The 24,926-nt window shown below is 65.9% G+C and carries 26 protein-coding genes; 11 read left to right on the forward strand and 15 right to left on the reverse strand.

Annotated elements, in window-relative coordinates; genetic code table 11:
- Position 1: 1 nt before the first annotated feature.
- The 4 genes from HF690_RS12200 to cdd are packed head-to-tail and all read right to left on the reverse strand — an operon-like array spanning position 2 to position 2,460.
- Positions 2 to 553 carry an NUDIX hydrolase gene (locus HF690_RS12200; RefSeq protein ID WP_168609620.1) on the reverse strand — a complete coding sequence of 184 codons (552 nt, stop codon included), beginning with the start codon at positions 551 to 553 and terminating at the stop codon, positions 2 to 4.
- A complete protein-coding gene (locus tag HF690_RS12205) occupies positions 550 to 1,476 on the reverse strand; it encodes a 5'-3' exonuclease (RefSeq protein WP_168184653.1) in 927 nt (308 codons plus the stop codon). The genes HF690_RS12200 and HF690_RS12205 overlap by 4 nt, the downstream gene beginning before the upstream one ends.
- Entirely contained in the window at positions 1,464 to 2,033 is a 570-nt protein-coding gene (locus tag HF690_RS15150) for a nitroreductase family protein (protein ID WP_168609621.1), read from the reverse strand. The genes HF690_RS12205 and HF690_RS15150 overlap by 13 nt, the downstream gene beginning before the upstream one ends.
- Positions 2,034 to 2,058: 25 nt before the next feature.
- A complete protein-coding gene (gene cdd / locus HF690_RS12215) occupies positions 2,059 to 2,460 on the reverse strand; it encodes a cytidine deaminase (RefSeq protein WP_240151738.1) in 402 nt (133 codons plus the stop codon).
- A gap of 115 nt (positions 2,461 to 2,575) precedes the next feature.
- Here cdd and HF690_RS12220 point away from each other — a divergent pair, with 115 nt between their 5' ends.
- Positions 2,576 to 3,679, forward strand: a complete 1,104-nt coding sequence (locus HF690_RS12220; protein ID WP_168609623.1) for an NAD(P) transhydrogenase subunit alpha — start codon at positions 2,576 to 2,578, stop codon at positions 3,677 to 3,679.
- Positions 3,680 to 3,706: 27 nt separating this feature from the next.
- On the opposite strand, the gene HF690_RS12225 is transcribed toward HF690_RS12220, so the two are convergent.
- The 3 genes from HF690_RS12225 to HF690_RS12235 are packed head-to-tail and all read right to left on the reverse strand — an operon-like array spanning position 3,707 to position 5,143.
- Positions 3,707 to 4,228 carry a DUF3106 domain-containing protein gene (locus tag HF690_RS12225; protein WP_168609624.1) on the reverse strand — a complete coding sequence of 174 codons (522 nt, stop codon included), beginning with the start codon at positions 4,226 to 4,228 and terminating at the stop codon, positions 3,707 to 3,709.
- A 4-nt stretch (positions 4,229 to 4,232) separates the two neighbouring features.
- Positions 4,233 to 4,628 (reverse strand): hypothetical protein, encoded by a 396-nt coding sequence (locus tag HF690_RS12230; RefSeq protein WP_113063547.1) that lies wholly within the window; start codon positions 4,626 to 4,628, stop codon positions 4,233 to 4,235.
- On the reverse strand, positions 4,625 to 5,143 hold the full coding sequence (locus tag HF690_RS12235) for an RNA polymerase sigma factor (protein ID WP_168609668.1): 519 nt from the start codon (positions 5,141 to 5,143) through the stop codon (positions 4,625 to 4,627). Before HF690_RS12235 ends, HF690_RS12230 begins: the two co-directional genes overlap by 4 nt.
- Before the next feature lie 229 nt (positions 5,144 to 5,372).
- On the opposite strand from HF690_RS12235, the gene HF690_RS12240 reads away from it, so the two are divergent.
- Complete coding sequence (locus HF690_RS12240; RefSeq protein WP_168609625.1) at positions 5,373 to 5,684, forward strand: NAD(P) transhydrogenase subunit alpha part 2; 312 nt, start codon at positions 5,373 to 5,375, stop codon at positions 5,682 to 5,684.
- A complete protein-coding gene (locus tag HF690_RS12245) occupies positions 5,681 to 7,102 on the forward strand; it encodes an NAD(P)(+) transhydrogenase (Re/Si-specific) subunit beta (RefSeq protein ID WP_168609626.1) in 1,422 nt (473 codons plus the stop codon). The genes HF690_RS12240 and HF690_RS12245 overlap by 4 nt, the downstream gene beginning before the upstream one ends.
- Before the next feature lie 4 nt (positions 7,103 to 7,106).
- On the opposite strand, the gene HF690_RS12250 is transcribed toward HF690_RS12245, so the two are convergent.
- Complete coding sequence (locus HF690_RS12250; protein WP_240151739.1) at positions 7,107 to 7,586, reverse strand: hypothetical protein; 480 nt, start codon at positions 7,584 to 7,586, stop codon at positions 7,107 to 7,109.
- 122 nt (positions 7,587 to 7,708) lie between these two features.
- Here HF690_RS12250 and sufT point away from each other — a divergent pair, with 122 nt between their 5' ends.
- The 4 genes from sufT to HF690_RS12270 all read left to right on the forward strand — a co-directional run bounded on the left by sufT (position 7,709) and on the right by HF690_RS12270 (position 14,241).
- Positions 7,709 to 8,266 carry a putative Fe-S cluster assembly protein SufT gene (gene sufT, locus HF690_RS12255; protein WP_113063544.1) on the forward strand — a complete coding sequence of 186 codons (558 nt, stop codon included), beginning with the start codon at positions 7,709 to 7,711 and terminating at the stop codon, positions 8,264 to 8,266.
- Positions 8,267 to 8,325: 59 nt separating this feature from the next.
- Positions 8,326 to 8,751 carry a hypothetical protein gene (locus HF690_RS12260; protein ID WP_113063543.1) on the forward strand — a complete coding sequence of 142 codons (426 nt, stop codon included), beginning with the start codon at positions 8,326 to 8,328 and terminating at the stop codon, positions 8,749 to 8,751.
- Between the two features lie 413 nt (positions 8,752 to 9,164).
- The gene (locus tag HF690_RS12265; RefSeq protein ID WP_168609627.1) at positions 9,165 to 11,366 is read left to right on the forward strand and encodes a M4 family metallopeptidase; all 2,202 of its coding nucleotides are present in this window, start codon (positions 9,165 to 9,167) and stop codon (positions 11,364 to 11,366) included.
- 511 nt (positions 11,367 to 11,877) lie between these two features.
- Entirely contained in the window at positions 11,878 to 14,241 is a 2,364-nt protein-coding gene (locus tag HF690_RS12270; protein ID WP_168609628.1) for a protease pro-enzyme activation domain-containing protein, read from the forward strand.
- A 185-nt stretch (positions 14,242 to 14,426) separates the two neighbouring features.
- Here HF690_RS12270 and HF690_RS12275 read toward each other — a convergent pair whose 3' ends face one another.
- The 4 genes from HF690_RS12275 to wrbA all read right to left on the reverse strand — a co-directional run bounded on the left by HF690_RS12275 (position 14,427) and on the right by wrbA (position 17,683).
- Entirely contained in the window at positions 14,427 to 14,921 is a 495-nt protein-coding gene (locus HF690_RS12275) for an asparaginase domain-containing protein (protein WP_113063540.1), read from the reverse strand.
- A 94-nt stretch (positions 14,922 to 15,015) separates the two neighbouring features.
- Positions 15,016 to 16,653 (reverse strand): acyl-CoA dehydrogenase family protein, encoded by a 1,638-nt coding sequence (locus HF690_RS12280; RefSeq protein ID WP_168609629.1) that lies wholly within the window; start codon positions 16,651 to 16,653, stop codon positions 15,016 to 15,018.
- A 62-nt stretch (positions 16,654 to 16,715) separates the two neighbouring features.
- Positions 16,716 to 17,084, reverse strand: coding sequence for a DUF2069 domain-containing protein (locus tag HF690_RS12285; protein WP_113063538.1), 369 nt, complete (start codon positions 17,082 to 17,084; stop codon positions 16,716 to 16,718).
- On the reverse strand, positions 17,081 to 17,683 hold the full coding sequence (wrbA, locus tag HF690_RS12290) for an NAD(P)H:quinone oxidoreductase (protein ID WP_168609630.1): 603 nt from the start codon (positions 17,681 to 17,683) through the stop codon (positions 17,081 to 17,083). Before wrbA ends, HF690_RS12285 begins: the two co-directional genes overlap by 4 nt.
- A gap of 116 nt (positions 17,684 to 17,799) precedes the next feature.
- On the opposite strand from wrbA, the gene HF690_RS12295 reads away from it, so the two are divergent.
- The 3 genes from HF690_RS12295 to HF690_RS12305 are packed head-to-tail and all read left to right on the forward strand — an operon-like array spanning position 17,800 to position 19,836.
- Positions 17,800 to 19,083 carry a virulence factor BrkB family protein gene (locus HF690_RS12295; RefSeq protein WP_168609631.1) on the forward strand — a complete coding sequence of 428 codons (1,284 nt, stop codon included), beginning with the start codon at positions 17,800 to 17,802 and terminating at the stop codon, positions 19,081 to 19,083.
- The gene (locus HF690_RS12300) at positions 19,080 to 19,562 is read left to right on the forward strand and encodes a TlpA family protein disulfide reductase (RefSeq protein ID WP_168609632.1); all 483 of its coding nucleotides are present in this window, start codon (positions 19,080 to 19,082) and stop codon (positions 19,560 to 19,562) included. Before HF690_RS12295 ends, HF690_RS12300 begins: the two co-directional genes overlap by 4 nt.
- A gap of 7 nt (positions 19,563 to 19,569) precedes the next feature.
- The gene (locus HF690_RS12305; RefSeq protein ID WP_113063534.1) at positions 19,570 to 19,836 is read left to right on the forward strand and encodes an acylphosphatase; all 267 of its coding nucleotides are present in this window, start codon (positions 19,570 to 19,572) and stop codon (positions 19,834 to 19,836) included.
- Between the two features lie 2 nt (positions 19,837 to 19,838).
- Here HF690_RS12305 and ppk2 read toward each other — a convergent pair whose 3' ends face one another.
- The 3 genes from ppk2 to hemA form a co-directional block, all read right to left on the reverse strand.
- Entirely contained in the window at positions 19,839 to 20,606 is a 768-nt protein-coding gene (gene ppk2, locus HF690_RS12310; RefSeq protein ID WP_113063533.1) for a polyphosphate kinase 2, read from the reverse strand.
- A 53-nt stretch (positions 20,607 to 20,659) separates the two neighbouring features.
- Positions 20,660 to 21,742, reverse strand: a complete 1,083-nt coding sequence (gene prfA / locus HF690_RS12315) for a peptide chain release factor 1 (RefSeq protein ID WP_168609633.1) — start codon at positions 21,740 to 21,742, stop codon at positions 20,660 to 20,662.
- A gap of 69 nt (positions 21,743 to 21,811) precedes the next feature.
- The gene (gene hemA, locus HF690_RS12320) at positions 21,812 to 23,092 is read right to left on the reverse strand and encodes a glutamyl-tRNA reductase (RefSeq protein WP_168609634.1); all 1,281 of its coding nucleotides are present in this window, start codon (positions 23,090 to 23,092) and stop codon (positions 21,812 to 21,814) included.
- Positions 23,093 to 23,278: 186 nt separating this feature from the next.
- Between hemA and HF690_RS12325 the strand changes: the two genes are divergently transcribed.
- Positions 23,279 to 24,925, forward strand: a complete 1,647-nt coding sequence (locus HF690_RS12325; protein ID WP_168609635.1) for a tetratricopeptide repeat protein — start codon at positions 23,279 to 23,281, stop codon at positions 24,923 to 24,925.
- The last annotated feature ends 1 nt before the right edge of the window (position 24,926 follow it).

A 24,926-nucleotide genomic window follows, 5' to 3' on the forward strand; every position in this document is an offset into this window, starting at 1 on the left:
TTCAGCCGAAGGCTTCGGGGTGTTCGAGGAACCACAACCCGGCGAACAGCTTCGGGTCGATGGAGTAGCCCTCGCGGCTCATGCGAAGCAGCCATGCGCCGGCTTCTTGTCGAGGCACTTCGTGGACCACGATCTGTTCGCTCTCGTCGCCGCCGCCCGGTCCGGTGCGGCGCAGTCCGGTGGCGCGCACGAAGATCATCATTTCCGTGCTCATGCCGGCCGAGGAAGGGCCGGCGTGGATGACGTGCACGTGTTCGCACGCGTAGCCAGTTTCCTCTTCCAGTTCGCGTCGGGCCGCCAGGCAAGCGTCTTCGTCGTCGTGCTCCTTCAGATCGCCGATCAGGCCGGCCGGCATCTCGATGGTCTGCTGCTGGATGGGCTCGCGGTACTGTTCGACGAACAGCACTTTGTCTTCGTCTGTCACTGCAATGATGATCGCAGCGCCGCCTGGATTGTTGCGCTCGACGAACTCCCAGCGGCCGCGTTTTCGCAGGGTCAGCCACTGGCCGTGATACAGCGTCTGCGCCGTTGTGTCTTCGGCGGTTCGAGTCATGCGTGCGGTTCTCCATCCAGCGCCTTCAGGCGCGAGCGCGTCAGCGGACCGAAGCGCAGCTGGTCGCAAAGTTCATCCAGGCGTTCCGCATCGCAGCGTTCGCGATGCAGTTCGGCCGCGGTCTCGGGCACGGGCGCATCCAGGGCGATGCGGGTGATGCGTGCGAACAGGCGTGCGGATTCGGCATGTTCGCGCAATCGTGTCGCACAGGCGGCGGCACCGCGCAGACGCAGGTAGGGTACTTCGTCGACACGTTCGAGCAGACTTTCCAGGTCGCCGAAGTGGCTCAGCAGCGCGGCGGCGGTCTTGGCGCCGACACCCGGGACGCCGGGGATGTTGTCCACGGCATCGCCGGTCAGTGCCAGATAGTCGGCGACCTGGTGCGGCTGCACCCCGAGCTTTTCCTGCACGCCTTCCGGCCCCCAACGGCGATTGCGCGCGAAATCCCATTGCCGGTCGCGCTCGCCGAGGAGCTGTCCGAAATCCTTGTCCGCCGAGACGATGATGCTGTCCAGCCCCTGCGCCCGAAGTGTCCACAGCATCGAGCCGATCAGGTCGTCGGCTTCGTAGCTGTGATGGGCCAGTGCGGTGACGCCCATGGCCTCGGTTACGGCGCGGCACAATTCGAACTGTCGCTCCAGGTCGGGTGGCGGCAACTCGCGGTTCGCCTTGTAGGGCGGATAGAGCGTGTTACGGAAGGACGTGGTCAACGCGGCGTCGAAGGCCACCATCAGGTGCAGGGGGCGTTCGCGTTCGATCAGGTCGCACAGGAAGCGCGTGTAGCCGTGCACGGCATTGACCGGCCGGCCTTCGCGGTCGACGAAGTCGTCCGGCATCGAATGCCAGGCGCGGAACACATACAGGCTGCCGTCGATCAGGTAGGCCGGAGCGGCGCGGCGGGCTGCGGTGTTCACGGCGTCCAGGCGCTGACGATGTCGGCGAGGTCGGGGCGGTCGCGCTGAGGAACGTCCAGCTTCGGCGTGCCGATGTGCACGAAACCCACCACACGTTCGTGTGCGGCGAGCCCGAGGATGCCGGCGACTTCGGGATCGTACGCGGCCCATCCGGTCAGCCATTGCGCGCCGTAGCCCATGGCCTGTGCGCCCAGCAGCAGGTTGTAGGCGACGCAACCGGCCGACAGCAGTTGTTCCTGTTCGGGGATGCGGCCTTCCTGGATGCGGGCGATCACCGTGACCACGAGCGGGGCGAAGGTATAGCGCAGCGTCTCTTTCTCGCGCTTGGCAGGAGGCAGATCCGGGTCCCGTTCCACGGCGCGCTGTGCCAGACGGCGGCCGAACTCCAGTTTCGCATCGCCCTGCAGCGTGACCAGCCGCCAGGGTTCGAGCTTGCCGTGATCGGGCACGCGGATGGCGCCGGTCAGCAGATGCTCCAGCTCACTCGCGTCGGGGCCGGGAGCTTCGAGCTGGCGCGAGGGCACGGAGCAGCGGTTCAGCAGAACGTGGAGGGCGTCGTCGGACATGAATCGTTGATTCCTGGAAAGTGGTTCAGGCGCCTCCGTCGAAACGGAAGGCGTCGGGCAGCAGGGCGGCGACCGTGGTCCGGCGCTGCTGTCCCTTTGTGTTGGCGAGGGTGACCGGCGTATCGGCGGCGGCCAGTTCGGCCATGACCTGGCGGCAGGCGCCGCACGGAGTCACGGGCGCTTCGGTGTCGCTGATGACGGCGATGTGCGCGAAATCCCCGGGTTTGCAGCCTGCCGCGATGGCGCTGAACAGCGCCGTGCGTTCGGCGCAGTTGCACAAGCCGTAGGAAGCGTTCTCGATATTGCAGCCGCCGAACACCTGGCCGTCATGCGTCAGTACGGCGGCGCCGACGTGAAAGTTCGAGTAGGGCGCGTAGGCCCGATCCCGTGACTGCCGCGCCTGCTGCATGAGTTGATCTGGATTCATCGGCTTCCCGCCCCCGAAGTGGTCTTGTCCCGCCAGTGTATCGGCAATGTCTTGCCGTTGCGTGTTGGCATCGCGGCATCGTGTACGATGCGGCAAGACCGTACGGGAGGCGAGGATGACTGTCACAGTTGCGGCCCTGCGCGAGACCGCTGCCGGCGAGCGTCGCGTGGCCATCGTTCCTGAAGTGGTGAAGAAGCTGCGCGCGAGTGGCGTTGAGGTCCTGCTCGAGCGCGACGCCGGCGTGTCCGCGGGATTTCCGGATGATGCCTACGAGGACGCGACATTCGACGATGCCGAGGCGGTTCTGGCGCGCGCCGACCTGCTGTGGTGCCTGCAGATGCCGGAGGCTTCGCGTCTGGCCGGCTTGCGGCGGGGGAGCGTGCTGATCGGCGCGTTGCAGCCCCATCGCCATGCCGAATCCCTGCAGCGACTGGCCGGGCAGGGCGTCACCGCGTTCGCGCTGGAGCTGCTGCCGCGCACCACGCGCGCGCAGGCCATGGATATCCTCAGTTCGCAGGCGGCGGTGGCCGGTTACCGGGCCATGCTGATCGCGGCCGAGCATTGCCCGAAATTCTTTCCCATGCTGACCACGGCAGCGGGCACCATCCGCCCGTCCCGGGTGCTGGTGATCGGCGCCGGCGTGGCCGGATTGCAGGCCATTGCCACGGCGCGCCGGCTGGGTGCGCAGGTGGAGGGCTACGACGTGCGCAGCGAGACCCGCGAGCAGGTGCAGTCGCTCGGCGCGAAGTTTCTCGAACTGGGTGTCGACGCGGCCGGCAAGGGCGGCTACGCCCGTGAGCTTTCCGCCGAAGAGCGGGCGGCGCAGCAGCAGGCGCTGGCCGATCATCTGGCCGGCATCGATGTGGTCGTCACCACGGCTGCGGTGCCGGGGCGTCCGGCGCCGCGCATTCTGACGCAGGCGATGGTCGAGGGCATGAAGCCGGGCGCGCTGGTCGTGGATCTGGCCGCCGAGGGTGGCGGCAACTGCGAGCTGACCCATCCCGGCGAACAGATCGATCATCGGGGACGCACTGTCATCGGTCCGCTGAACCTGGCGTCCGGCGCGGCCTTTCACGCTTCGCAGATGTTCGCGCGCAATCTGCAGCATTTCTCGGCGCTGCTGCTCGGCGAGGACGGCGTGCTTCTCGATTTCGACGACGAGTTGCTGGCGCGCAGCTGCGTGGCGCACGGCGGCGAGGTTCGCTTCACCGCCGGCTGAAACGAGACAGCCGCGCGCTGCGATTGCTCAGCGACCGCCAGAAGAAGGCGGGTGGTCGTGCATCCAGCGCTTGCGCTGCTCGGGCGTCATGCGCCGCCACTCGCGCCGTAGTTTGTCTCGCTGTTGCGGCGACATCGACTGGAAACGCTCGTAGGCATGATGCAGTGCACGACGCTCCTGCGGGGACATGTGTTCATAGCGACGGTGATTGGCGCGGGCCTCCCGGCGCTGTTCGGGCGTCATGCGCTCCCAGCGTGCGATGTGTTCACGGATGCGTTCGCGGCGTTCCGGCGACAGATGCTTCCAGCGCTCGGCCCGGCGCAGCAAGTGCTGCTGGTGGCGCGGCGACATGCGGTCCCAGCGCGGACGCATCGGCGCGAGCATTCGGCGGGTGTCGGGGTCGAGGCGACTCCACGGCACGGGGCGCGCCGGGGACGGCGCATCCGCATGGTTTGGCGGCGGTGGTGGTGGGAGCGGCCCGCGTGCGGCCAGGACCGGGGTTGAGCCGATCAGCAGCAGGGCCGCGAGTATCCAGGTCGTGCGCAGCATGGGGTCAGCCTCCGCGAGGGGTGTGCGAGGCCGTGGCCGGTTGCTGGGCCAGCCAGGCGTAGAAATCCATGTCCTCGTACAGCGCCGGATCGGTGCTGTCGGGGTCCGGCGGCAGGGCGTCGCTGGGGTCGTTGTCGCTGGCCGTCACCGCGGTGGGCGTGACGGCGTGCCGCGATGGATGGGGGGCGGAAGGCCAGATCATCACGACCGCGAGCAGGCAGGCGGCGACAGCACCAGCCGGCACCAGCCAGCGGCTCAGGTACGGGCGTTCCGCTGCCTCCAGGGCCTTGCGGCGCGCGTCGCGGAGACGGGCGGCGGTGGCCGTGTCGACCTCGTCGCCGGTGCGCCGGTACAGCGCACGCAGCCGATCCTGGAATTCACGTTCGGTTTGCGGACTCATTGCCAGTCCTCCAGTTGATCTCTCAGGCTGTGCAGGGCGCGGGAAAGATGGGTCTTCACGCTGCCCTCCGAGCAACCCATGGCCGCGGCGGTCTCGGCCACGCTCAATTGTTCCAGCGTACGCAGCATGAAGGCTTCGCGCTGGCGTTGCGGCAGTTGCTTCACGGCTTCGCTGACCGCGTCCCAGGCCTGTCGGTCGGCGACCTGGCGCTGCGGTCCCGGGCCGTGGTCAGGCGGCTCCCAGGCGGGCATGTCTTCGCCGTGGTCGTCGCGACGGCCGCTGAGCCAGTTCACCATGATCGAGCGCACCTTGCGACGGCGCTGCAGATCGGTGATGCGTCGCCGCAGGATGCCCCAGAACAGCGGTGTCCACTCGTCCGCTGGCTTGTTCCGGTAGCTGCGCACCAGGCGCAGCATGGCGTCCTGCACCGCGTCGTGAGCCTCTTCCGGGTCGCCCAGCGCGAGTTTCGCCATGCGCCAGGCCCGGCGCTCGATTTGCACCAGGAAGGCATCCATCGACACCGGTGTCGACGGTGCGCGGTCGTCCGCGGCGAGCGAGGCCGATGCGTTCACGTCCACGAGCTCCTCGGCATCATGTTTTGGATCCGTGTTCACTGCTTGTATCCGTTAACGCATGAGGCGCGATCGGGGTTGACTGGCGAAACGCCGCTTGGGCTGGCCCGATGGGCGGGTTTCCGTATGATGGTCCGGCAGTCCGATCCGCATCCACGCTCCGGGGGCACCGATGATCGACGGGTTTGTAGCACTGTACATCTTCATGCTGGCGGCGTTCACTGGCTACGAGATCATCGCGCGCGTGCCGGTGATTTTGCACACGCCGCTGATGTCCGGTTCCAACTTCGTTCACGGCATTGTGCTGGTCGGCGCGATGGTCGCGCTGGGACACGCCGACGGGCCGCTGGATATCGCCATCGGCTTCATTGCGGTTCTGCTCGCCGCCGGCAACGCGGTCGGCGGCTATGTGGTCACCGAGCGCATGCTGGAGATGTTCAAGACCAGTCGGCCGGGCGGCGCGAACGAGGAGAAACGCTCATGAGCGCCGATCTCTTGCTGCGCTGGCTTCCGGGCGTGATTCGCGCCTGTTATCTGCTGGCGGCGCTGTTGTTCATTCTCGGGCTCAAGCGCATGAGTTCGCCGCGCACCGCGCGTGGCGGTGTGGTCTGGGCCGGCGTGGGCATGCTGGTGGCGGTGCTGGCGACCATGTTGCTGCCGGACATGCATCATCGAAGCCTGGTCGTGCTGGGCATTGTCGTGGCCGGCGGGCTCGCCTGGTGGTCCGGCAAGCGCGTGGCGATGACCGACATGCCGCAGATGGTGGCGCTGTACAACGGCATGGGTGGCGGCGCGGCTGCTGCCATCGGCGTGTTCGAACTCGTGGTCGCCGCGCGCGAGGCGATGCTCGACAGCGCACCGCCCATGGCGCCGGCAGCGCTGGTGCTGGCGGTGCTGGGCGTGTTGATCGGTGCGGTGTCGTTTTCCGGTTCGCTGATCGCCTTCGCCAAGCTGCAGGGTTGGATGGACCGTCGCTTCGTGTTTCCGGGCCAGCAGGTCTTCAATGTGCTGATCCTGCTGCTGGCGATCGTGCTCGGCGGCGTGCTGATTTTCGCGCCGCCGGCGATGGCCGTGATCGGCGGGTTCCTGCTCGCGGCGCTGGTGTTCGGTCTGCTGATGACACTGCCGATCGGCGGTGCTGACATGCCGGTGGTGATCTCGCTGTACAACGCCCTGACCGGTCTGGCCGTGGCCTTCGAGGGCTTCGTGCTGCAGAACGAAGCCATGATCATCGCCGGCACAGTCGTTGGCGCCGCGGGCACGTTGCTGACGCAACTGATGGCCAAGGCCATGAATCGCTCACTGGGCAATGTGCTGTTCGGCAGCTTCGGTGCGGCGACCGGTGAGGGGCAGGCCATCGATGGCGCGCAGAAGGAGATCGAGGCCTCCGACGCCGCGGTGATGATGGCCTACGCCGAGCGTGTGGTGATTGTGCCGGGCTACGGCATGGCCGTGGCGCAGGCGCAGCACAAGGTCTGGGAGTTCGCGCATCAGCTGATCGAGCGCGGCGTGAAGGTGCGCTTCGCCATCCATCCCGTCGCCGGTCGCATGCCGGGTCACATGAACGTCCTGCTGGCCGAGGCCGGCGTGCCCTACGACCTGATCGTGGACATGGAGGACGTCAATCCGGAATTCCCCAACACCGACGTGGTGCTGGTGATCGGCGCCAACGACGTGGTCAATCCGGTGGCCAAGACGGACCCGTCCTCGCCGATCTACGGCATGCCGGTGCTGGACGTGGTGGCCGCAAAGCAGACCATTGTCATCAAGCGCGGCCGCGGCAAGGGCTTTGCCGGCATCGAGAACGCGCTGTTCTATGCCGACAACACGCGCATGCTGTTTGGCGACGGTCAGGCGATGGCCGCCCAACTGGTCAGCGAATTGAAGGGGTTGGACGCCTAGGGCGCTAGTCCGCGCCGCGTCGTCGACGCCCTCGCCATGCCAGCACGGCGGCGAGCAGGGCGGCGAAGATGTAGATCGCAATCGCGCCTGCGCTCAGCGAAGCCCATGCGAGATGCGCCAGCATGCCGCTGCCGGCGCGGCGCAGGGCCTGCATGAAGCTCATGCCGAAGGTGCCGGCCAGATCGGCGGCAGCGAACAGGAAGCGCATGTAGGCACAGGCCAGCAACGTCGCCAGGGCGGCAAGCACGGCAGCGGGCAGCGGCTCGTCGATGACCCAGTGCCGCATGACGTGGCCGATCAACAGGCCCATTGGCAGCGCCAGCCAGACGGCGGTATGCCAGCTCGGCATAAACAGGTTGAGCAGCAGCCACAGTGCGCCTGCGGCCAGCGCGATCATGGCGGCGCTGAACGTCGAGAACAGCAGCGTCGTCATCGAGACGGCGCGGGAATGGTTCGACATCGGGTCGGGTGTGGCTCGGCCCATGGGCATCCTCCTCGGCAAGGGGCGCATGATAGCGCCTGTGTCGAAACGCGCATCCTCGCCTTGGCATGGGCGCGAGCCGGACGCATGTCATAATGACCGATCCATTCCACGCATCGATTCTCATGTCCGGTTTCAGTCTCAGCAGCGAACCTTTCACCCTGCAGCGCGATTGCGAGGCGGTGATGGTGCCCGTCGGCGAGACGGTCACGCTTCCCGCGGGGCAGATCGGCTACATCACCCAGGCTCTGGGCGGCAGCTTCACGGTGTATGTGGAAGGCAATCTGTTCCGCATCGCCGGCCAGGACGCGGAGGCGCTGGGCAAGGAGCCTCCGGCACCGATCGAGCTGGCCGAGGACGCCAGCGATGAGGATGTGGAGAAGCTGGTCTGGTCGCAGCTGCGCACCTGCTTCGATCCGGAAATCCCGGTCAACATCGTCGAACTGGGGCTGGTCTACGACGTCAGCCTGGATCCGGACGAGGATGGTTCGCGCAAGGTCTATGTGAAGATGACCCTGACCGCGCCCGGCTGCGGCATGGGCGACATCCTGGTCGATGACGTGCGCACCAAGCTGGAACTGATTCCCACCGTGTCCGAGGCCGATGTCGATATGGTGTTTGATCCGCCGTGGAATCAGTCCATGATGTCAGACGCCGCCAAGCTCGAGACCGGCATGCTCTGATTCGATGCGCGGTCCCGGTTCGGCGGCTCGACACTGCCGGTATCTGACTGGAGGCCTCCATGAAGAAGATCCGTTGGTACGCCTGGGCTGCGATGCTCGGCGTTGCGATGTTGTTGGTCGAGGTCTACGCGCACGCCGGTCTGCGCGCGCAGCCTGTTGTCGGCGCAGCGGTTGCGTCCCAGGCGCGTCTGCAGGCTCCGCTTCGACACACCTATCTGGTCGCTGGTGCTCATGCATTGCAGTGGACGCCCTTCATGCGCGATCCGGCGATGCGCCTGGCCGAATCCGTATGGGGTGACGCGTTCGTCCCGATTCGCGAACATCCCGAATTGGCGCTGTACGAACTCGGGGACGCATCGCATGGCGTGGTGCACGCCTTGCTCGCGCCCATGTACTGGGGGGCGCCGCTTTTCCTGCTGCTGGCCGCGATCGGTTATGCGCTTCGTCCGCGCCGGGTTCATGTGATGGGTTCGGGCAATCATTGAATCGGCATTTTAGATACACATAATCGGAAAACATTTCGCGGTGGCTTCGATAATGTGAAGTCATCGGCGTGTGATTCATGAATAATTAATCACTCATGAATATGAAATCGGAAAAACTCCTAAAGCCGGCTTGACGACATTTTCCCGGCTGCTCTAGGTTGTCCTTGCCGCATTTCGTGGGGAGACGTAAATGCGGTGCTCCGAAACGGCGTCTTGGGGGATGCCGTCACCGATGTAACCAACGTTCAGTAACGCTCTCTCGGGGATGCAGGGGGAGAGCGCGTTATGCATTTCGAACGACTTCGGGGCAGCAAGGTAATCGACCGCGGCAATCGCGGTTCACTCACGTTTGATGGCCATGCCGTCACGAGGACGCGTTGCGCCATCGGGCACCTAGGAGGAGGTTGTACCCAATGCCTGGTACTTTTCGTTTGAACATCCTGGTCGCAGCCATGGGGCTGGCCGCGTTCTCGACGGCCAATGCCGCGACCACGGAGCATCTGCATGCACGGACGCTCGGCGTCACGCCGGCCAGCCAGCTCGCGCACACGCTCGGTCTCGGCAACGGCATGTCGTTCAAGGCGCGCTTCAGCCGTCCGACGCGTCACGGCACCGACACGGTTCGCATGCAGCAGATGTACAACGGCGTTCCCGTCTACGGCCGCAGCATCGCCGTGGAGCAGAACGCGCAGGGACAGGCCCTGGTGGCCAATGGTCCCGTCGCCCAGTCTTTCAACCTGAGCGCCTCGGACATGCGCGCCAAGCTCACCGGCGATCGTGCGGTGGAAGTCCTGCGCGGGCGTCACAATCCGTTCATGGCGCCGGGGCAGTCGATCCACAACGCCAAGGCCGACCTGTACGTGTATCCCGAGTCGCAGGGGCAGGCGCGTCTGGTCTATCTAACCTCGTACTTCGCGGCGGGTAACCAGCCGGCGCGTCCGACCGCGATCATCGATGCCAACACCGGCGAGATCATCGAGCAGTGGGACGGTTTGACCACCGCCGACGGCTACGGCCCGGGCGGCAATCAGAAGACCGGTCAGTATCAGTACGGCACCGACTATCCGGCGCTGGTCGTCACCGCGTCCGGCAGCACCTGCTCGCTGTCGAACTCGGATGTGAAGACCTACGACATGAACAACGCGATGTCCGGCTCGGGCACGCTGGTCAGCTTCCCGTGCTACACGCACACGGGCGATGGCGTGAACGGCGCCTACTCGCCGGAGAACGACGCGCATCACTTCGGCCAGGTCGTGCATGACATGTACAACAACTGGTTCGGCGCACCGCCGCTGAACTTCACGCTGGTCATGAAGGTGCATCTGGGCAGCAACTACGAGAACGCGTACTGGGACGGCTCGGCGATGAACTTCGGCGACGGCGCCAGCACGTTCTACCCACTGACCTCGCTGGATGTGACCAGTCACGAAATCAGCCACGGTTTCACCGAGCAGCACTCTAACCTGCAGTATTCCGGCCAGTCCGGCGGCATGAACGAGGCGTTCTCGGACATGGCCGGTGAAGCGGCCGAGTACTACGACCGCGGCAGCAACGACTGGCTGGTGGGCGCCGAGATCATCAAGAGCGGCACCGCGCTGCGCTACATGTGCAATCCGACCCAGGACGGTTCGTCGATCGACAACGCGGCGGACTACTACAGCGGTCTGAACGTGCACTACTCCAGCGGCGTCTACAACAAGGCGTTCTGCACCCTGGCCAAGACCTCCGGCTGGAACACCAAGAAGGCCTTCGAGGTGTTCGAGCGCGCCAATGCGCTGTACTGGAGTTCGACCGCGACGTTCAACAGCGGCGCCTGCGGCGTCGAGAGTGCCTCGGACGATCTGGGCTACACCACCAGCGACGTGGTCAGCGCCTTCAATGCTGTCGGCGTGAGCTGCCCGAGCGGTGGCGGCGGCGGTGGTGGCGGCACCGGCGGTTCGCTGCAGAACGGTACTGCCGTATCGCTGTCCGGCAGCTCGGGCGCCTTCAGCAACACCTATACCGTGCAGGTGCCTTCGGGTTCCAGCAACTTGGTGATCTCCACCTCCGGCGGCAGCGGTGACGCTGACCTCTACGTGAAACTGGGTTCGGAGCCGACCCTGAGCAGCTACGACTGCCGCCCGTACAAGAACGGCAACAGCGAGAGCTGCAGCTTCTCGTCGCCGTCGACCAGCACCTACTACGTCAAGCTGTATGGCTACAGCAGCTACTCGGGCGTCTCCCTGAAGGCGACCTGGACCGAGCCGAGCGGCGGCGGTGGCGGTGGCGGCGGTGGGTTCTATGAGAACTCGACCAACGTCAACATCCCGGACCAGAGCACCGCGAGCAGCTACATCAGCGTCAGCGGTGAAGCCAACCCGGGTCCGAGCGACCTGCAGGTGCATGTGAAGATCGTCCATACCTACCGTGGCGATCTGCGCATCACGCTGTACTCGCCGAGCGGATCCAGCGTCGTGCTGAAGAGCCCCAGCGGTTCGGACGGCACCGACAACGTCGATCAGACCTACACGGTCAACGCGTCCAGCTTGAACCCGAACGGTCAGTGGCGTCTGAAGGTCGACGATGTCTATGCCGGCGATACCGGTTACATCGACGACTGGAGCCTGCAGTTCTGAGGCTCCGCCCGCACAGGGAGGTGCGGGTTTCGTTCGAGGCAAGGGTGGGTTGAGACCTGCCGGCGAAGCCCTTACATGGCGTTTCGCATGAAGACCCGGCCGCGGTTAGCGGTCGGGTCTTTCTATTCTGACAGTGGTTTGCCGAATTCGTGTATTCGACATATTTGCTGCGTGATACAACAATAAAGGCAAGTGCAGGAAGAATTAATACTTGGTTTCTCGCGGGATAAAAAATGCGAATTAACGCATATTTTTATCTTTATTAAATCCTCATGCTGAGGATAAGCGTTTTTAAATAAGCCAAGGGATGTTGGCGACATGTTCCGCGATGCATCAATGAATGGCATCAGTGCCCGTGCATTGCTTCAGTCATGGAGGCTGGGGGAGTGGCAATGAATCGGGTCGCGGGAATTTGGGTGGGTAGATAAGTCGAGAGCGATTGAGCTCATTACAGAGTGGCACGCACGGGCCGCTGCAGGTTCGCTCGTGCTCTATATTCGGAGGAGTAGCAATGCGAAGCAGTTTTCCACGATTGAAGATGCTGGCGGCCGCAGTCGGACTGGCCGCAGCTGGTACGGCCATGGCCGCCAGTGGTCAGGCCTCGGACATGGCGACCGCGCAGTCGCCGGTGGTCGGTCATGCCATGCACCTGAACGCCCACCAGGCGGCGATCGGTGCGATGGACTCCGGTCAGATGATGCATATTTCGGTGGCGCTGAAGCTGCGCAACCACCAGGACTTGAAGAACTTCATCGCCGCCGCTCACGAACACCTGTCGCCGCTGGCGCATACGCGTCTGAGCAAGGCGCAGTTCATGCAGAGCTACGGCCCGACCACGGCCCAGGCGAACAAGGTGGCGAACTACCTGCGTCGCTACGGCTTCCAGAACGTCACCATCGCCGGCAACAACATGCTGGTCTCGGGTGATGCGCCAGCTAGCACCGTGCAGGCAGTGTTTCACACCTCGCTGCAGCGCGTACGTACCAAGAGCGGTCGTCTCGCGTTCGCGAACTCCTCGGATGTGCACATCCCGGCTTCGCTGAGCGATTCGGTGCTGTCCGTGATCGGCCTGCAGGACGTCTATCGTCCGCACACGTTCGCGCATGTCATGGCCGGTGCCAGCACGCAGAGCGTGACCGGCCACAACCCGACCGATTTCTCCGCCATCTATGGCGGCACCGGTGTCGCCACCGGTGCGGGCGTGACGGTCGGCATCATCACCCAGGGCAGCCTGGCTCAGACCAAGACCGACCTGAACACCTTCACGTCGAACAACGGTCTGCCGACGGTGACCACGCAGACGGTCAACACCAACGGCACCAGCACCGACACCAGCGGTGTCGACGAATGGAATCTGGACAGCCAGGACGTCGTCGGCGCGGCCGGCGGTCAGGTCGGCAAGCTGATCTTCTACAACATCCCGACCCTGTCCAACACCAATCTGACCGCGGACATCAACACGGCGGTCAGCGCCAACGCGGCCAAGATCATCAATGTGTCGCTGGGCGAGTGCGAGACCTCGGCGAAGAGCGACGGCTCGGCGGCGGCGCAGGACCAAGCGTTCCAGCAGGCCGTGGCGCAGGGGCAGACCTTCTCCATCTCGACCGGCGACTCCGGTGCGGATGAGTGCGGCAACGGTGGGACTACGCCAAGCTGGCCGGCTGCCTCGCAGTATGTCATCGCGGTGGCGGGCACGACGCTGAATGCGTCCACCACGACCTGGAACAGTGAGACCGTGTGGAGCAGCAGCGGCGGCAGCGAGAGCACCTTCGAGCCGAAGCCGAGCTGGCAGACGCTGTACAGCGGCACCTATCGTGGCGTGGCTGACGTGGCCTTCGACGGCGATCCGAATTCGGGCGCCAAGATCATCGTCAACGGCAGCACGACCCAGGTCGGCGGCACCAGCCTCTCGGCACCGATCTTCTCGGGCCTGTGGGCCCGCGTGATCGCGACCAAGGGCACCGGCGTCGGCTTTGCCGGTCCGCTGCTGTACAACCTGCCGGCTTCCGACTTCCATGACATCACGTCGGGCAACAACGGCGGTTCCACGGCCAGCACTGGCTATGACCTGGCTAGCGGCCGCGGCAGCCTGATCCTGAGCAACGCCATCAATGACATCGGTGGCAGCAGCGGTGGCAACAACCCACCGACCGCGAACTTCAGTGATTCCGTGAACGGCTTGACCGTCAACTTCACCGATTCTTCCAGCGATAGCGATGGTTCGATCGCCTCGCGTTCCTGGAACTTCGGCGACGGCTCGACCTCGACCGCCACCAATCCGAGTCACACCTACTCCGCGGGCGGCACCTATACGGTGACCCTGACGGTGACGGACAACGGTGGTGCGACGGATACCAAGACGGCTTCGGTCACGGTGTCGGGCGGTGGTGGCGGTTCCAGCCAGCTGCTGGGCAACACCGGCTTCGAGAGCGGCTCGGCCTCGCCGTGGTCGCTGAGCTCCGGCGTGCTGTGCAGCAACAGCACCTGCTCGGGCCAGTCCGCGCATGCCGGTTCGTGGTTCGCGTGGCTGGACGGCTACGGTTCCTCGCACACCGACACCGTATCGCAGACCGTTTCGATTCCGTCCGGCATCAGCTCGGCGACACTGAAGTACTACCTGCACATCGACACGGCCGAAGGCACGTCTTCGTACGCCTACGACACGCTGAAGGTGCAGGTCTACAACACGTCGGGAAGCCTGCTGGGCACGCTGGCGACGTATTCGAACCTGAATGCGGCGTCAGGATACACCGCTCACACCGCCAGCTTGTCTTCCTACGCGGGACAGACGGTGGTCGTGAAGTTCACCGGCACCGAGGACTACTCCAACCAGACCTCGTTCGTGCTGGATGACATCACGCTGACCACGCAGTAAGCGCACAACCCCGGGTCGGCGCGCGATGACGCCGGCCCGGGTTATCGAGCAATTGCACGCCGTCCGGCGTGCATCGGCAAGGACGCCGGGTCTACCCCCAGACCTGCTACATGGATGTATGCGTCATGGAGGACGCTTGTTGCCCGGCCCACGCAGCCGGGCATTTTTTTGTCCGCGTGTCGGTCTCAGGCGGCGGGGATTTCCTCGAAGCGGTTGGCGTCGCGATTCTTGCGTACGCGCATCGGATCCCATACGCGGCCGTTCATGGCGATCCAGACGCCATCGGGCAGGCTCTGCACCGCGCCGACCGCGCAGCCGATGTTGAACACCGCGTCCGAGCCCTGGAACCGCGCCGGATTCAGGGCGCCGGTCAGCACGATGGTCTTGCCCTCGATGCCCTGCAGCATGCGCGCGGTGTCGACCATGGAGTCGGTGCCGTGCGTCACCAGTACGTGGCGATGCGGCTGCGCCTCGATGGTGCGGCGGATCAGCTGGCGGTCGTCATCGGTCATGTCCAGACTGTCCTTGCGCAGGATCGAGACCACGTCGAAGCGGAAGCCGACGCCGAGCTGGCCGAGGATATCGCCGATCTGCGGCGCGCCGATCTGGTAGTCGGACTTGGCGTCGAAGTAGATCTTGTCGATGGTGCCGCCGGTGGTGACGATGGTCAGATGCTGCATGGAGGGATCCTGATTGCGTGATTGCGTACGTGATGCGGTGTCGATGAATGAGGCGTGATGCGCGTGCACGGCGCCATTTCGTGGGGTCGCCCGCTCAATCGAGCAGGGCGAGTGTGTCGGTGTCGATATCGGTCAGGCGGTCGAGGCCATGCGCGAGAAAACAGCGCAGCGCGAGGGCGGGACGTCGGTCGTCGGATGACTCGCCCGCACGTGCGGCGAGCAGGGCGGCCGCCATGCATCGCGCCAGTGTGATCGCCAGCCCGCGCGCTCCGGCCTGCAGTCGAGCGGCGTCGTTGCCGCAGTCGTCGATGAAGGCACGCGCACGGTCCAATGCACTGCGCACGGCCTCGGCAGCGGTGCGGTCGTCATGATGGGTCAGTAGGCGTTCGATCTCTTCGTTCAGCGGGTCGAGACTGCTGGCGGACAGCGCGCGCAACGTGTCCAGGGACAGCACGTTGGTCGTGCCTTCCCAGATGGCATACACCTGTGCGTCGCGCAGCAGCTGGGGCAGGCCCGTGTCCTCGATGTAGCCCGCGCCGCCGAAGCATTCAAGTGTCTCCGAGGCGATCGCGACCGACAGCTTGCCGGTCCACAGTTTTGCCAGCGGCGTGAGCAGACGCAGTAGCTGCGTCTGTGCCGGGGAGGCCGTGTGGTGTTCGACCTGACCGAGCAGTTCGGCGACATGGAAGGTCAGGGCGAACGCGCCCTCGAACTCGGCCTGCATGTCGGCCAGCGTGCGGGCGTGCAGCGGCTGTTCGATCAGCGGCCGGCCGAAGGCCTGCCGGCGGCGTGCGTAATCGCTCGCCAGCGCCAGGCAGCGCGCCATGCTGGCCGTAGCGCAGACCGCATTCCAGGTGCGGGTGACGTTGAGCATCGGCGCGACCCGACGCACGCCATGATCGAGGCCAGCGACGGGTTCGGCGGGCAGGCCGTCCAGGTGAATTTCCGCGGTCGGCAGTTCGCGGGTGCCGAGCTTGTTCTTCAGGCGGTCGATGCTCAGATCGCGCCAGCGGCCCTGCGCATCCTTGGTCTCGACGTAGAACAGCGCCAGGCCGCCAGTGCCTTCGCCCGCGCCTTCGGGGCGGGCCAGCGCCAGCGCGGCTTCGCCGACCACCGCCGAGGTGAACCACTTGCGGCCGTACAGCCGCCACTGGCCCTGCTCGTCGCGTCGGGCGACGGTGCCGGTGCGAGCGACATCGGAGCCACCGGCAGTCTCGGTCATCCACTGCCCCGATAGCCAGAAACGGTCGCTTTCGCGGCTGAGGAAGTGCGGCAGGGCGCGCGCGATGATGTCTTTGTTCCCGGCGGCCTTGAGCGCGGTGGCCGCGCCGTCGGTCATGGCCAGCGGGCAGGTGTAGAACTCGCTGGCGAGGTGGTACAGATACACGCGCATGAACTGTTCCAGCCGGCCGTGCGCGCCGGCCTCGGCATCATGGCCGGCGGCGAGGACGGCATGGCGCGTGGTCAACTCGGGTCCCTCGCGCCAGGCTTGGGTCAGTTCGATGCGGTCGATGCGCTCGCCCCAGGGGCCCCATTGCGTCAGCACGGGTTCGCCGGGCGTGCTCGCCAGGCGACGCTCGTAGGCCATGCAGGCGTAGTCGCCCAGCGCGATCAGGTCGGCCTCCAGCGCGGCGCGGCGCGCGGGCGGCACACGCTGTGCGATCAGGGCCTTGAGCAGGCGATCCTGATGGAACGGATGCGGCAGTCGTGGGGCGTCCTGCAGGAATTCCATGACGGTCAGCGCCAGCGGTGGAGAATCGAATTATAAACGCCGCGTGCGCCGAGCCGCAGGCGTCACGCCTTCCTGCGGCGCTGCACGCCGGCGCCGAGGGCAAAGATCAGCAGCAGGCTCAGCGCGACCTGGGCCAGCGCCAGCATGCGTTCGTTCGGCAGCGACCAGGCCTCGGCCACCCCGTGCGAGAAATAGAATAGCGCCACGATACCCGCCCATAGCAACGCGCGAGCCGGGCGGCGGATGGCCAGCAGCGGCAGCAGCAGCGGCAGCAGCGCGAGGATCAGCACGGCGCTCAGGGGCTCGTGCGGATCGGGCGCGAGCCAGGCATGCCAGATCGGCTGCAGGGCAATCAGGCCGAGCCAGCCGAGGTAGCCGGTCAGGCGGGCACGGCGTTGGCGTGGGCTGAGCGTGAGCGTGTCCCGGCTCATGCGTTCGCTTCCAGGCGTCGCGCGACATCGGCCAGCCGCTTGCCCAGCGCGCGGGCGAGCTCGCGTTCGTGCTCGCTGATGTCCAGCTCGTGCTGCGCGCCGGCCAGGTGGCTGGCGCCGTAGGGCGATCCACCCGTGCGGGTCGTGTTGAGTGCGGCCTCGGTGTACGGGATGCCGACCAGCAGCATGCCGTGATGCAGCAGCGGCAGCATCATCGACAGCAGGGTCGATTCCTGGCCGCCGTGCATGGTGCCGGTGGCGGTGAACACTGCGGCGGGCTTGCCGGCGAGCGTACCGGAGGCCCATTCGGCGCCGGTGCCGTCGAGGAAATGCTTCAGCGGCGCGGCCATGTTGCCGAAACGGGTCGGGCTGCCCATCGCCAGGGCGGCGCACTCGGCCAGATCTTCGCGCGTGACATAGGGCGCGCCGTCCTCGGGTTCCGGCGGCTGCGCGATTTCGGTCACCGGCGAGACCGGAGGCACCTGCCGCAGCCGTGCATGCATGCCCGGCACCTCCTCGATGCCGCGCGCGATCAGACGCGCCAGTTTCGCGGTGGCACCGCTGCGGCTGTAGTAGAGCACCAGAATGTCCTGGTCCATGAGGTCTCCTGCGTATTCGGGGCGCGTTCGGACGCCCGGACGGCGTGTGTCGCCGTGTGTGGGACGTTCATGGCCGATGCGCTACGCTGACCATGATATTCCACACGGGGGCCGACATGTTCCGGCGTTTCGATCGCGACCGCGTTATCGCCTTCGCCCGCTTCGTCTGGCAGCGCTTCGTCGACGACAAGTGCTTCGAGACCGCAGGTGCGTTGTCGTACACCACGCTGTTCGCGCTGGTGCCCCTGACCGTGGCCGTGGTCAGCATTCTCACGGCCCTTCCGATGTTCCAGGGCTGGACCGATGTGCTGGCCAACTTCCTGTTCCGCAATTTCGTGCCGGCGGCGGGCGACGCGGTACAGAAGTACGTGCTGGAGTTCGCCGGCAACGCCAGCAAGCTGACCGGCATCGGCATCGTGGTGGTGCTGCTTTCGGCGCTGATGATGCTGTCCAGCATCGAGGAGCGCTTCAACCGCATCTGGCGGGTGCAGACCAAGCGCTCGACGGTGTCGCGCTTCATGATGTACTGGGCGGCGCTGACGCTGGGGCCGGTGCTGGTGGTGGCCGGACTGACCCTGACCTCGTACCTGGCCGCGGTGCCGCTGCTGGGCCGGGTCAGCGACGGTGTGGAGCTGAAGCGCCATCTGCTGGGCGTCCTGCCGTTCCTGGTCAGCGTGGCGGGTCTGTTCGGCATGTACTGGCTGATCCCGAATCGCAAGATCAAGCGCCGCTATGCACTGGTCGGCGCGTTGCTGGCGGCGGTGTTGTTCGAGATCGCCAAGTGGGCCTTCGCCGCCTACGTGCGCAGCGTGCCGTCCTACCGCGAGATCTACGGCGCGCTGGCGGTGGTGCCGATCTTCCTGGTGTGGATCTATCTGTCCTGGGTCATCGTGCTGCTGGGGGCGTCGATCACCGCCTCGATCTCGGCGTTCGACTACCGTCCGCACGAGGAACGGCTACCGAAGGGCGCGGAATTCCTCGGGCTGATGCATCTGCTCAAGCATTTCGTGGTGGCGCAGCGCCAGGGGCGCGCGCTGGGCGAGAGCGATCTGAAGGTATGCGAGCGCTTCGTGTCCGACGACCTGCTGCAGCGCTATCTGGGCGATCTGAACGAGGCGGGTCTGATTCGTCGCACCGAAGAGGACGAGTGGGTCATGACGCGCAGCCTGGACACTTCCACGCTGATGGAAATCTACGAGGCCGGGCGGTATCGTCTGCCTCTCGACGAGTCCCTGCTGCACCAGTTCAGCCAGGGGTTGCCGGAGCCGTTGCGCAGGCAGTTGGGCGAGCTTACCGAGTCCCTGCGCGCCACGCTCGGCATCCACCTGTCCGAGTTGTTCGTCTTCCCCAACGCGGGCGCCGATCGCGACGCCGCGAAAGTCAAAGCGGAATCCTCATGAAACGTCTTTCCCTGTTGATGTGCCTCGGTCTCCTGCTGGCCGGCCTCGGTTCCGTTTCGCATGCGAGCGGTACGGATGCACTGCCGACCCTGAAGGTCGACACGCTCGCCGGCAAGTCGTTCGACCTCGCCGCGCAGCGCGGCAAGTGGGTCATCGTCAACTACTGGGCGACCTGGTGCCATCCGTGCATCCACGAGATGCCGGCGATCTCGACCTTCGTCCAGGATCACGATGACGTCACCGCCATCGGCCTGGCCTATCAGGATGCCGATCCGGTGGACCTGCGGGCGTTCCTGAAGAAGCATCCCGTCAGTTATCCGATCGCCAAGGTCGATCCTGCGCATCCGCCGGCCGCCTTCGGTGCGCCGCTGGGCTTGCCGACGACCTACCTGATCGCGCCGGACGGCCACATTGCCAAGCGCTTCGTCGGTCCGATCACGCCCGCCGACCTGAAGAAGGTCATCGATGCGGCGAAGTGAGGCCCCGATGACGGCGGCGCGTTTTCTCGTGTCGGGACGGGTGCAGGGCGTGTTCTACCGCGCGTCCACCCGCGAGCAGGCGTTGCGGCTCGGGCTGAGTGGTTCGGCGGTCAATCTGGCCGACGGACGCGTCGAAGTCATCGCCGAGGGGGCGCCCGATGCCATCGATGCGTTGGAGCGGTGGCTGCACGAAGGCCCGCCCGCAGCCCGGGTCGAGCAGGTCGAGCGCAGCACCTTCGCGGCGGATGTGGCGCCGGGATTCCGTACCGGCTGAATTCAGTGTCGAGGCTCGATCCAGAAAGACGGATCGGCCAGCTGTTCACGTCCAGGTTGTTCGCGCAAGGCGGGCAGGTCGAGCGCCGCCGTGGGCACGGTGGTGTCCGGTAGCCGGTCGAGCAGATGGCGCAGCAGATTCAGGCGACCGCGGCGCTGATCGTTGTAGTCGACTACGAACCAGGGCGCGTGCGGGGCGTGCGTGCGTTCCAGCATCACGTCGCGCAGGCGGCCGATCTCGGCGTACTTCTCGCGCGCGGCGACGTCGATGGGCGAAAGTTTCCAGCGCTTGAGCGGGTCCTGGGCACGCTCGGCGAAGCGCTCTTCCTGATTCGCCTGGTCGACGGCCAGCCAGTACTTCAGCAGCAGGATGCCGTCGTCGGCCAGCATGCGTTCGAAGATCGGACATTCATCGAGGAATTGCGCGTACTGCGCCTGCGTGCAGAACCCCATCAGCGGCTCGACGCCGGCGCGGTTGTACCAGCTGCGATCGAACAGCACGAATTCGCCGGCAGCGGGCAGGTGCGCGACATAGCGCTGGAAATACCACTGCGTGCTCTCGCGGTCGCTGGGTTTGGGCAGGGCGACCACGCGATAGCTGCGCGTGTCCAGATGCTCGGTGATGGCGCGGATGGTTCCGCCTTTGCCGGCCGCGTCGCGGCCCTCGAAGATCACCATCAGTCGGCGCCCGCTGGCGCGCAGCCAGCGGCTGACGCCGATCAGCTCGGCCTGCAGGCCTTCCAGCGCGTCCTCGTAGTCCTTGCGTTTCATCGGTCCGCCTCCGTCGCGATGATCGCAGCGTAGCAGGCGGGAGGCCGAAAGGATCAGCCGCTTTCGCCGAGCGATTTGAGCTGCTCGGCCTGGTCCTCGGCGGTCAATGCATCGATCAGTTCGTCCAGGTCGCCGGCGAGCACTTCGCCGAGGCGGTACAGCGTCAGGTTGATGCGATGGTCGGTGATGCGCCCCTGCGGGAAGTTGTAGGTGCGGATGCGCTGGCTGCGGTCGCCGCTGCCAACCTGCAGACGGCGCGAGGCGGCTTCTTCGGACGCCTGTTTCTCGCGCTCGGCCTCCAGCAGCTGCGCCTTCAGGCGTTTCATGGCCTTGTCGCGGTTGGCGTGCTGCGAGCGCTCGGTCTGGCATTCGACCACCACGCCGCTGGGCAGGTGGGTGATGCGGATCGCCGAGTCGGTCTTGTTGACGTGCTGGCCGCCGGCGCCGGAGGAGCGGAAGGTGTCCACGCGCAGGTCGGCCGGGTTGATCTCGATCTCGCCGATGTCCTCGGTCTCGGGAATGATCGCCACGGTCGCGGCCGACGTGTGGATGCGGCCCTGCGACTCGGTCTCGGGCACGCGCTGCACGCGATGTGTGCCGGATTCGAACTTCAGTCGCGAGAAGGCGCCGCGCCCGACGATGCGCGCCACGATTTCCTTGTGCCCGCCGTGCTCGCCGGCGTGGTCGGATTCGACCTCCACCTTCCATCCTCGCTGTTCGGCGTAGCGCGCGTACATGCGGAACAGGTCGCCGGCGAACAGCGCGGCCTCGTCGCCGCCGGTGCCGGCGCGGATTTCCAGGAACAGGTTGGCTTCGTCGCGTGGGTCGACCGGCAGCAGCAAAATTTGCAGCTCCGCGTCGAGCTCGGCGATGCGTGCTTCCAGGCGGCGCACGTCTTCGGCGGCGATCTCGCTCAGTTCGGGGTCGTCCAGCATGCCGCGCGCGTCGGTCAGTTCATGCTGTGCGCGCTCGTGCTCGGCAAGGGCGGATTTCAGCGGCTCCAGCTGCGCATATTCGCGCGACAGGTCGCGGAAGCGGTCGGTGTCGTCGATCACTTCCGGTTGCGCCAGCAGCAGGCTGATTTCCTCGTGGCGCTCGGCCAGCGTCTGCAGTTTGCGGCGTATGGAAGGCGTCATGGCGACCGGTTGGCGACAACGGGATGGCCGGTCAGGATAGCGTGCCGGCGGCGCAGGCGGAACGCTAGGCTAGCGCTCGTCGGGCGTCTTGTCCGGATCGGCGGTCAGGCCGTACAGCCGCTCGGCGGCGTTGAGCAGGTCCAGGTCGCCGGATAGCGCCGCTTCGCGCAGGCTCGCGCTGGGGGCGTGCAGCAGCTTGTTGGTCAGCGTGTTGGCGAGGAAGGTCAGCGCCTCCTCGGGCGACTTGCCGCGTTCGATCATGCTCTGTGCGCGACTGAGCACTTCGTCGCGATGGTTCTCGGCGTTGGCGCGCAAGTCGAGCACCGGATTGCGCAGGGTCAGCGCGCGGCGCCAGTTCATGTAGCGGTCGACCTGCAGGTCGATGATGGCGCCGGCCTCGTTGGCGGCCATTTCGCGCGAGCGCAGGTGTTCGTCGATGACCTGGCGCAGATCGTCGATGCCATACAGGAACACGTCGCGCAGTTCGGCCACGGCCGGTTCGATGTCGCGCGGCACGGCGATGTCGACCATGAACATCGGGCGGCGGCGACGCGTGGCGATGGCGGCCTCGACCATGTCGCGGGTAATCACCGGCTGTCGCGCGGCGGTCGAGCTGATGACGATGTCGGCTTCGGCCAGATGCTTGCCCAGGTCGGACAGGGCGATGGCGTAGCCGCCGTGCTGATGCGCCAGCGTCTGCGCGGTTTCCAGTGTGCGGTTGGCGACCAGCAGGCGTTTGACCTGTTTCCCGGCCAGGTGTCGCGCGGCCAGCTCGATGGTGTCGCCGGCGCCGACCAGCAACACGCAGGCGTCGCGCAGATCGGTGAAGACCTGTTCGGCCAGGCGCACGGCGGTGAAGGCGACGGAAACCGTGTGCGCGCCGATGCGCGTGTCGCTGCGCACTCGCTTGGCCACGGCGAAAGTGTGCTGCAGCAGGCGGTCCATCGGCGGGCCCAGCGTCTGCACTTCGCGCGCCATCTGGTAGGCGTCCTTGACCTGGCCGAGAATCTGCGGCTCGCCCAGCACCATCGAATCGAGTCCGGTGGCGACGCGGAAGATATGTCGCACCGCCTCGTCCTCGTCGTGGCGATACAGGAACTCGTCCAGCTTGTCCGCGGTCAGGTGATGATGCTGGTGCAACCATTCGGCCGGCACGTGCTCGGCGCCGGCATGGACGCTGCAGTAAAGCTCGGTGCGGTTGCAGGTCGACAGGATCAACGCTTCGTCCACGCCGTTCTGCAGGCGCAGGTCGCTCATCGCACGACGTGCGTTGTCGCCGTCGAACGCAACCTGTTCACGCAGGCTGACGGGCGCAGTGAGGTGGTTGAGCCCGAAGGCGACGAGCGGCATAGGAAATCGTGGTGGCGGCAGCTTGGTTACGGGCAGCAATAGGCTAAGCTGTCCCGACGGCCGGTCGCTGGCGTTACCGGCCCCATACGGAGGTAAATTGTGCGCAGCAGTCACGCCAAGTTCAAGCAATGGCGGCATTTTGCAGCAGCAGCGATGCTGCCCATGGTGTTGTTCGGGTGCACTTCGATGCCCACAAAGACCGCGCAGCGGCCTGCGGACGGCAAGCAGCCGCTGCACACCCTGTCGGTCGCGACCCCGGATGCCGATCACGACGTAGCCGCGCTGTTGATGCAGGCCGAATTCGCGCTCGGCAAGGGCGACCTGCGCGCCGCGCAGAAGGGGTATGCCAAGGCCAGTCAGCTATCCAGCGATCCCAAAGTGGCCGAGCGTGCCGTGGGTCTGGCGCTGGCCCTGCACGATAGCGCCGCCGCGCAACAGGCTCTGGCGCGCTGGAAGGTCCTGGGCGCCGACGAGGCGGGACTGCAGCGCGCGCGCGCCCAGATCGCACTGGATCAGGGCCGTACTGAAGACGCGCAAAAAGCCTTGATGGCGCTGACCGAGCGCGGCAGCAAGCAGGACTGGCAGCGTTTCGGCAAGGTGCTGCTGGGCGCGCGCGATGCTGCGCAGGCGGGGCAGTTGCTGGAAAAGATTGCTACACCGCAGCGACTTCCGAAAGACGAGCTGGCCTGGCTGGCGATGAGCGAACTGGGTCAGAAACTCGGTCGCTACGCCTACGCGCAGCAGATTGCCGACATCGCCGCCGAGCGTTTCCGGAGCAGTCAGACCTATGCCTGGGCGGCGCAACTCCATGCGCAGCGCGGCGAAGACCAGAAGGCGCTCGCGCTGTATGCAAAAGCCGTGTCCGCTTCGCCGCAGGATCTCGATGTGCGCATGGCCTATGCCGGTCTACTGGCCAAGAACGGGGACAACCAGGGCGCCGAGCGCGTGCTGGCGAAGGGACCCCAGAATTCGCGCAGCTTCGCGGCGCGCGCGGCCTTTGCCGCACGCACCCAGGATTTGCCTGCGCTGAAACGCATCTACGGCGAATTGCGCAAGGCGCCGGATGACGTGCGGGAGTCGAGCTACTACCTGCTTGGTCAACTGGCTTCACTGCTGGACAAGCCGCAGGAGGCCGTCGATTGGCTGGCCAAGGTGCCGTCCGGCGACGAACATGCGTTCGATGCCGGTGTGCGGCGCGCCGTACTGCTGCAACAACTGGGCAAGCCGGCGCAGGCGCACGCGCTGGTCAAGCGTATGCGTGACGACCATGCCGACAAGGCTGATGTGGTGCAGCGACTGGATCAGGTCGACGCCGAGCTGTACATGCGTGGCGGCGACTATGCCAAGGCAGCGGTGGCGTACACGCGCGCGCTGAGCGCGGACAAGCACGATGCCGAGTTGCTCTACGGGCGTGGTCTGGCCTACGCAGAGGCCGGCGACATTGATGCCGCAGTGGCTGACCTGCGCGCTGTGCTGCGGTTGAAGCCCGACGACATCAATGCCGTCAATGCACTGGGCTATACGCTGGTCGACGCCAATCGCGATCTCGATCAGGCAGAGAAACTGTTGACCCGGGCGCATGCCGCGCAGCCGGATGATCCGTCCATCACCGATTCCTGGGGCTGGCTGCAGTATCGACTGGGTCATCTGGGCAAGGCCGAAGCCGCACTGCAGGCATCCTGGAAGATGCGCCCCGATCCAGAAGTCGGCGCGCATCTGGTGCAGGTGCTGCTCGACCTGGGCAAGCGAACGCAGGCCGGGGAGGTCTATCGAGACGCGTTGAAACTGGATCCGGACAACCGGCACCTGCTTGCGCTGAAAGGGAAGCTGTAAC

This window comes from Oleiagrimonas citrea (assembly GCF_012395255.1).
In the GTDB taxonomy this organism is placed as follows: Bacteria; Pseudomonadota; Gammaproteobacteria; order Xanthomonadales; family Rhodanobacteraceae; genus Oleiagrimonas; species Oleiagrimonas citrea.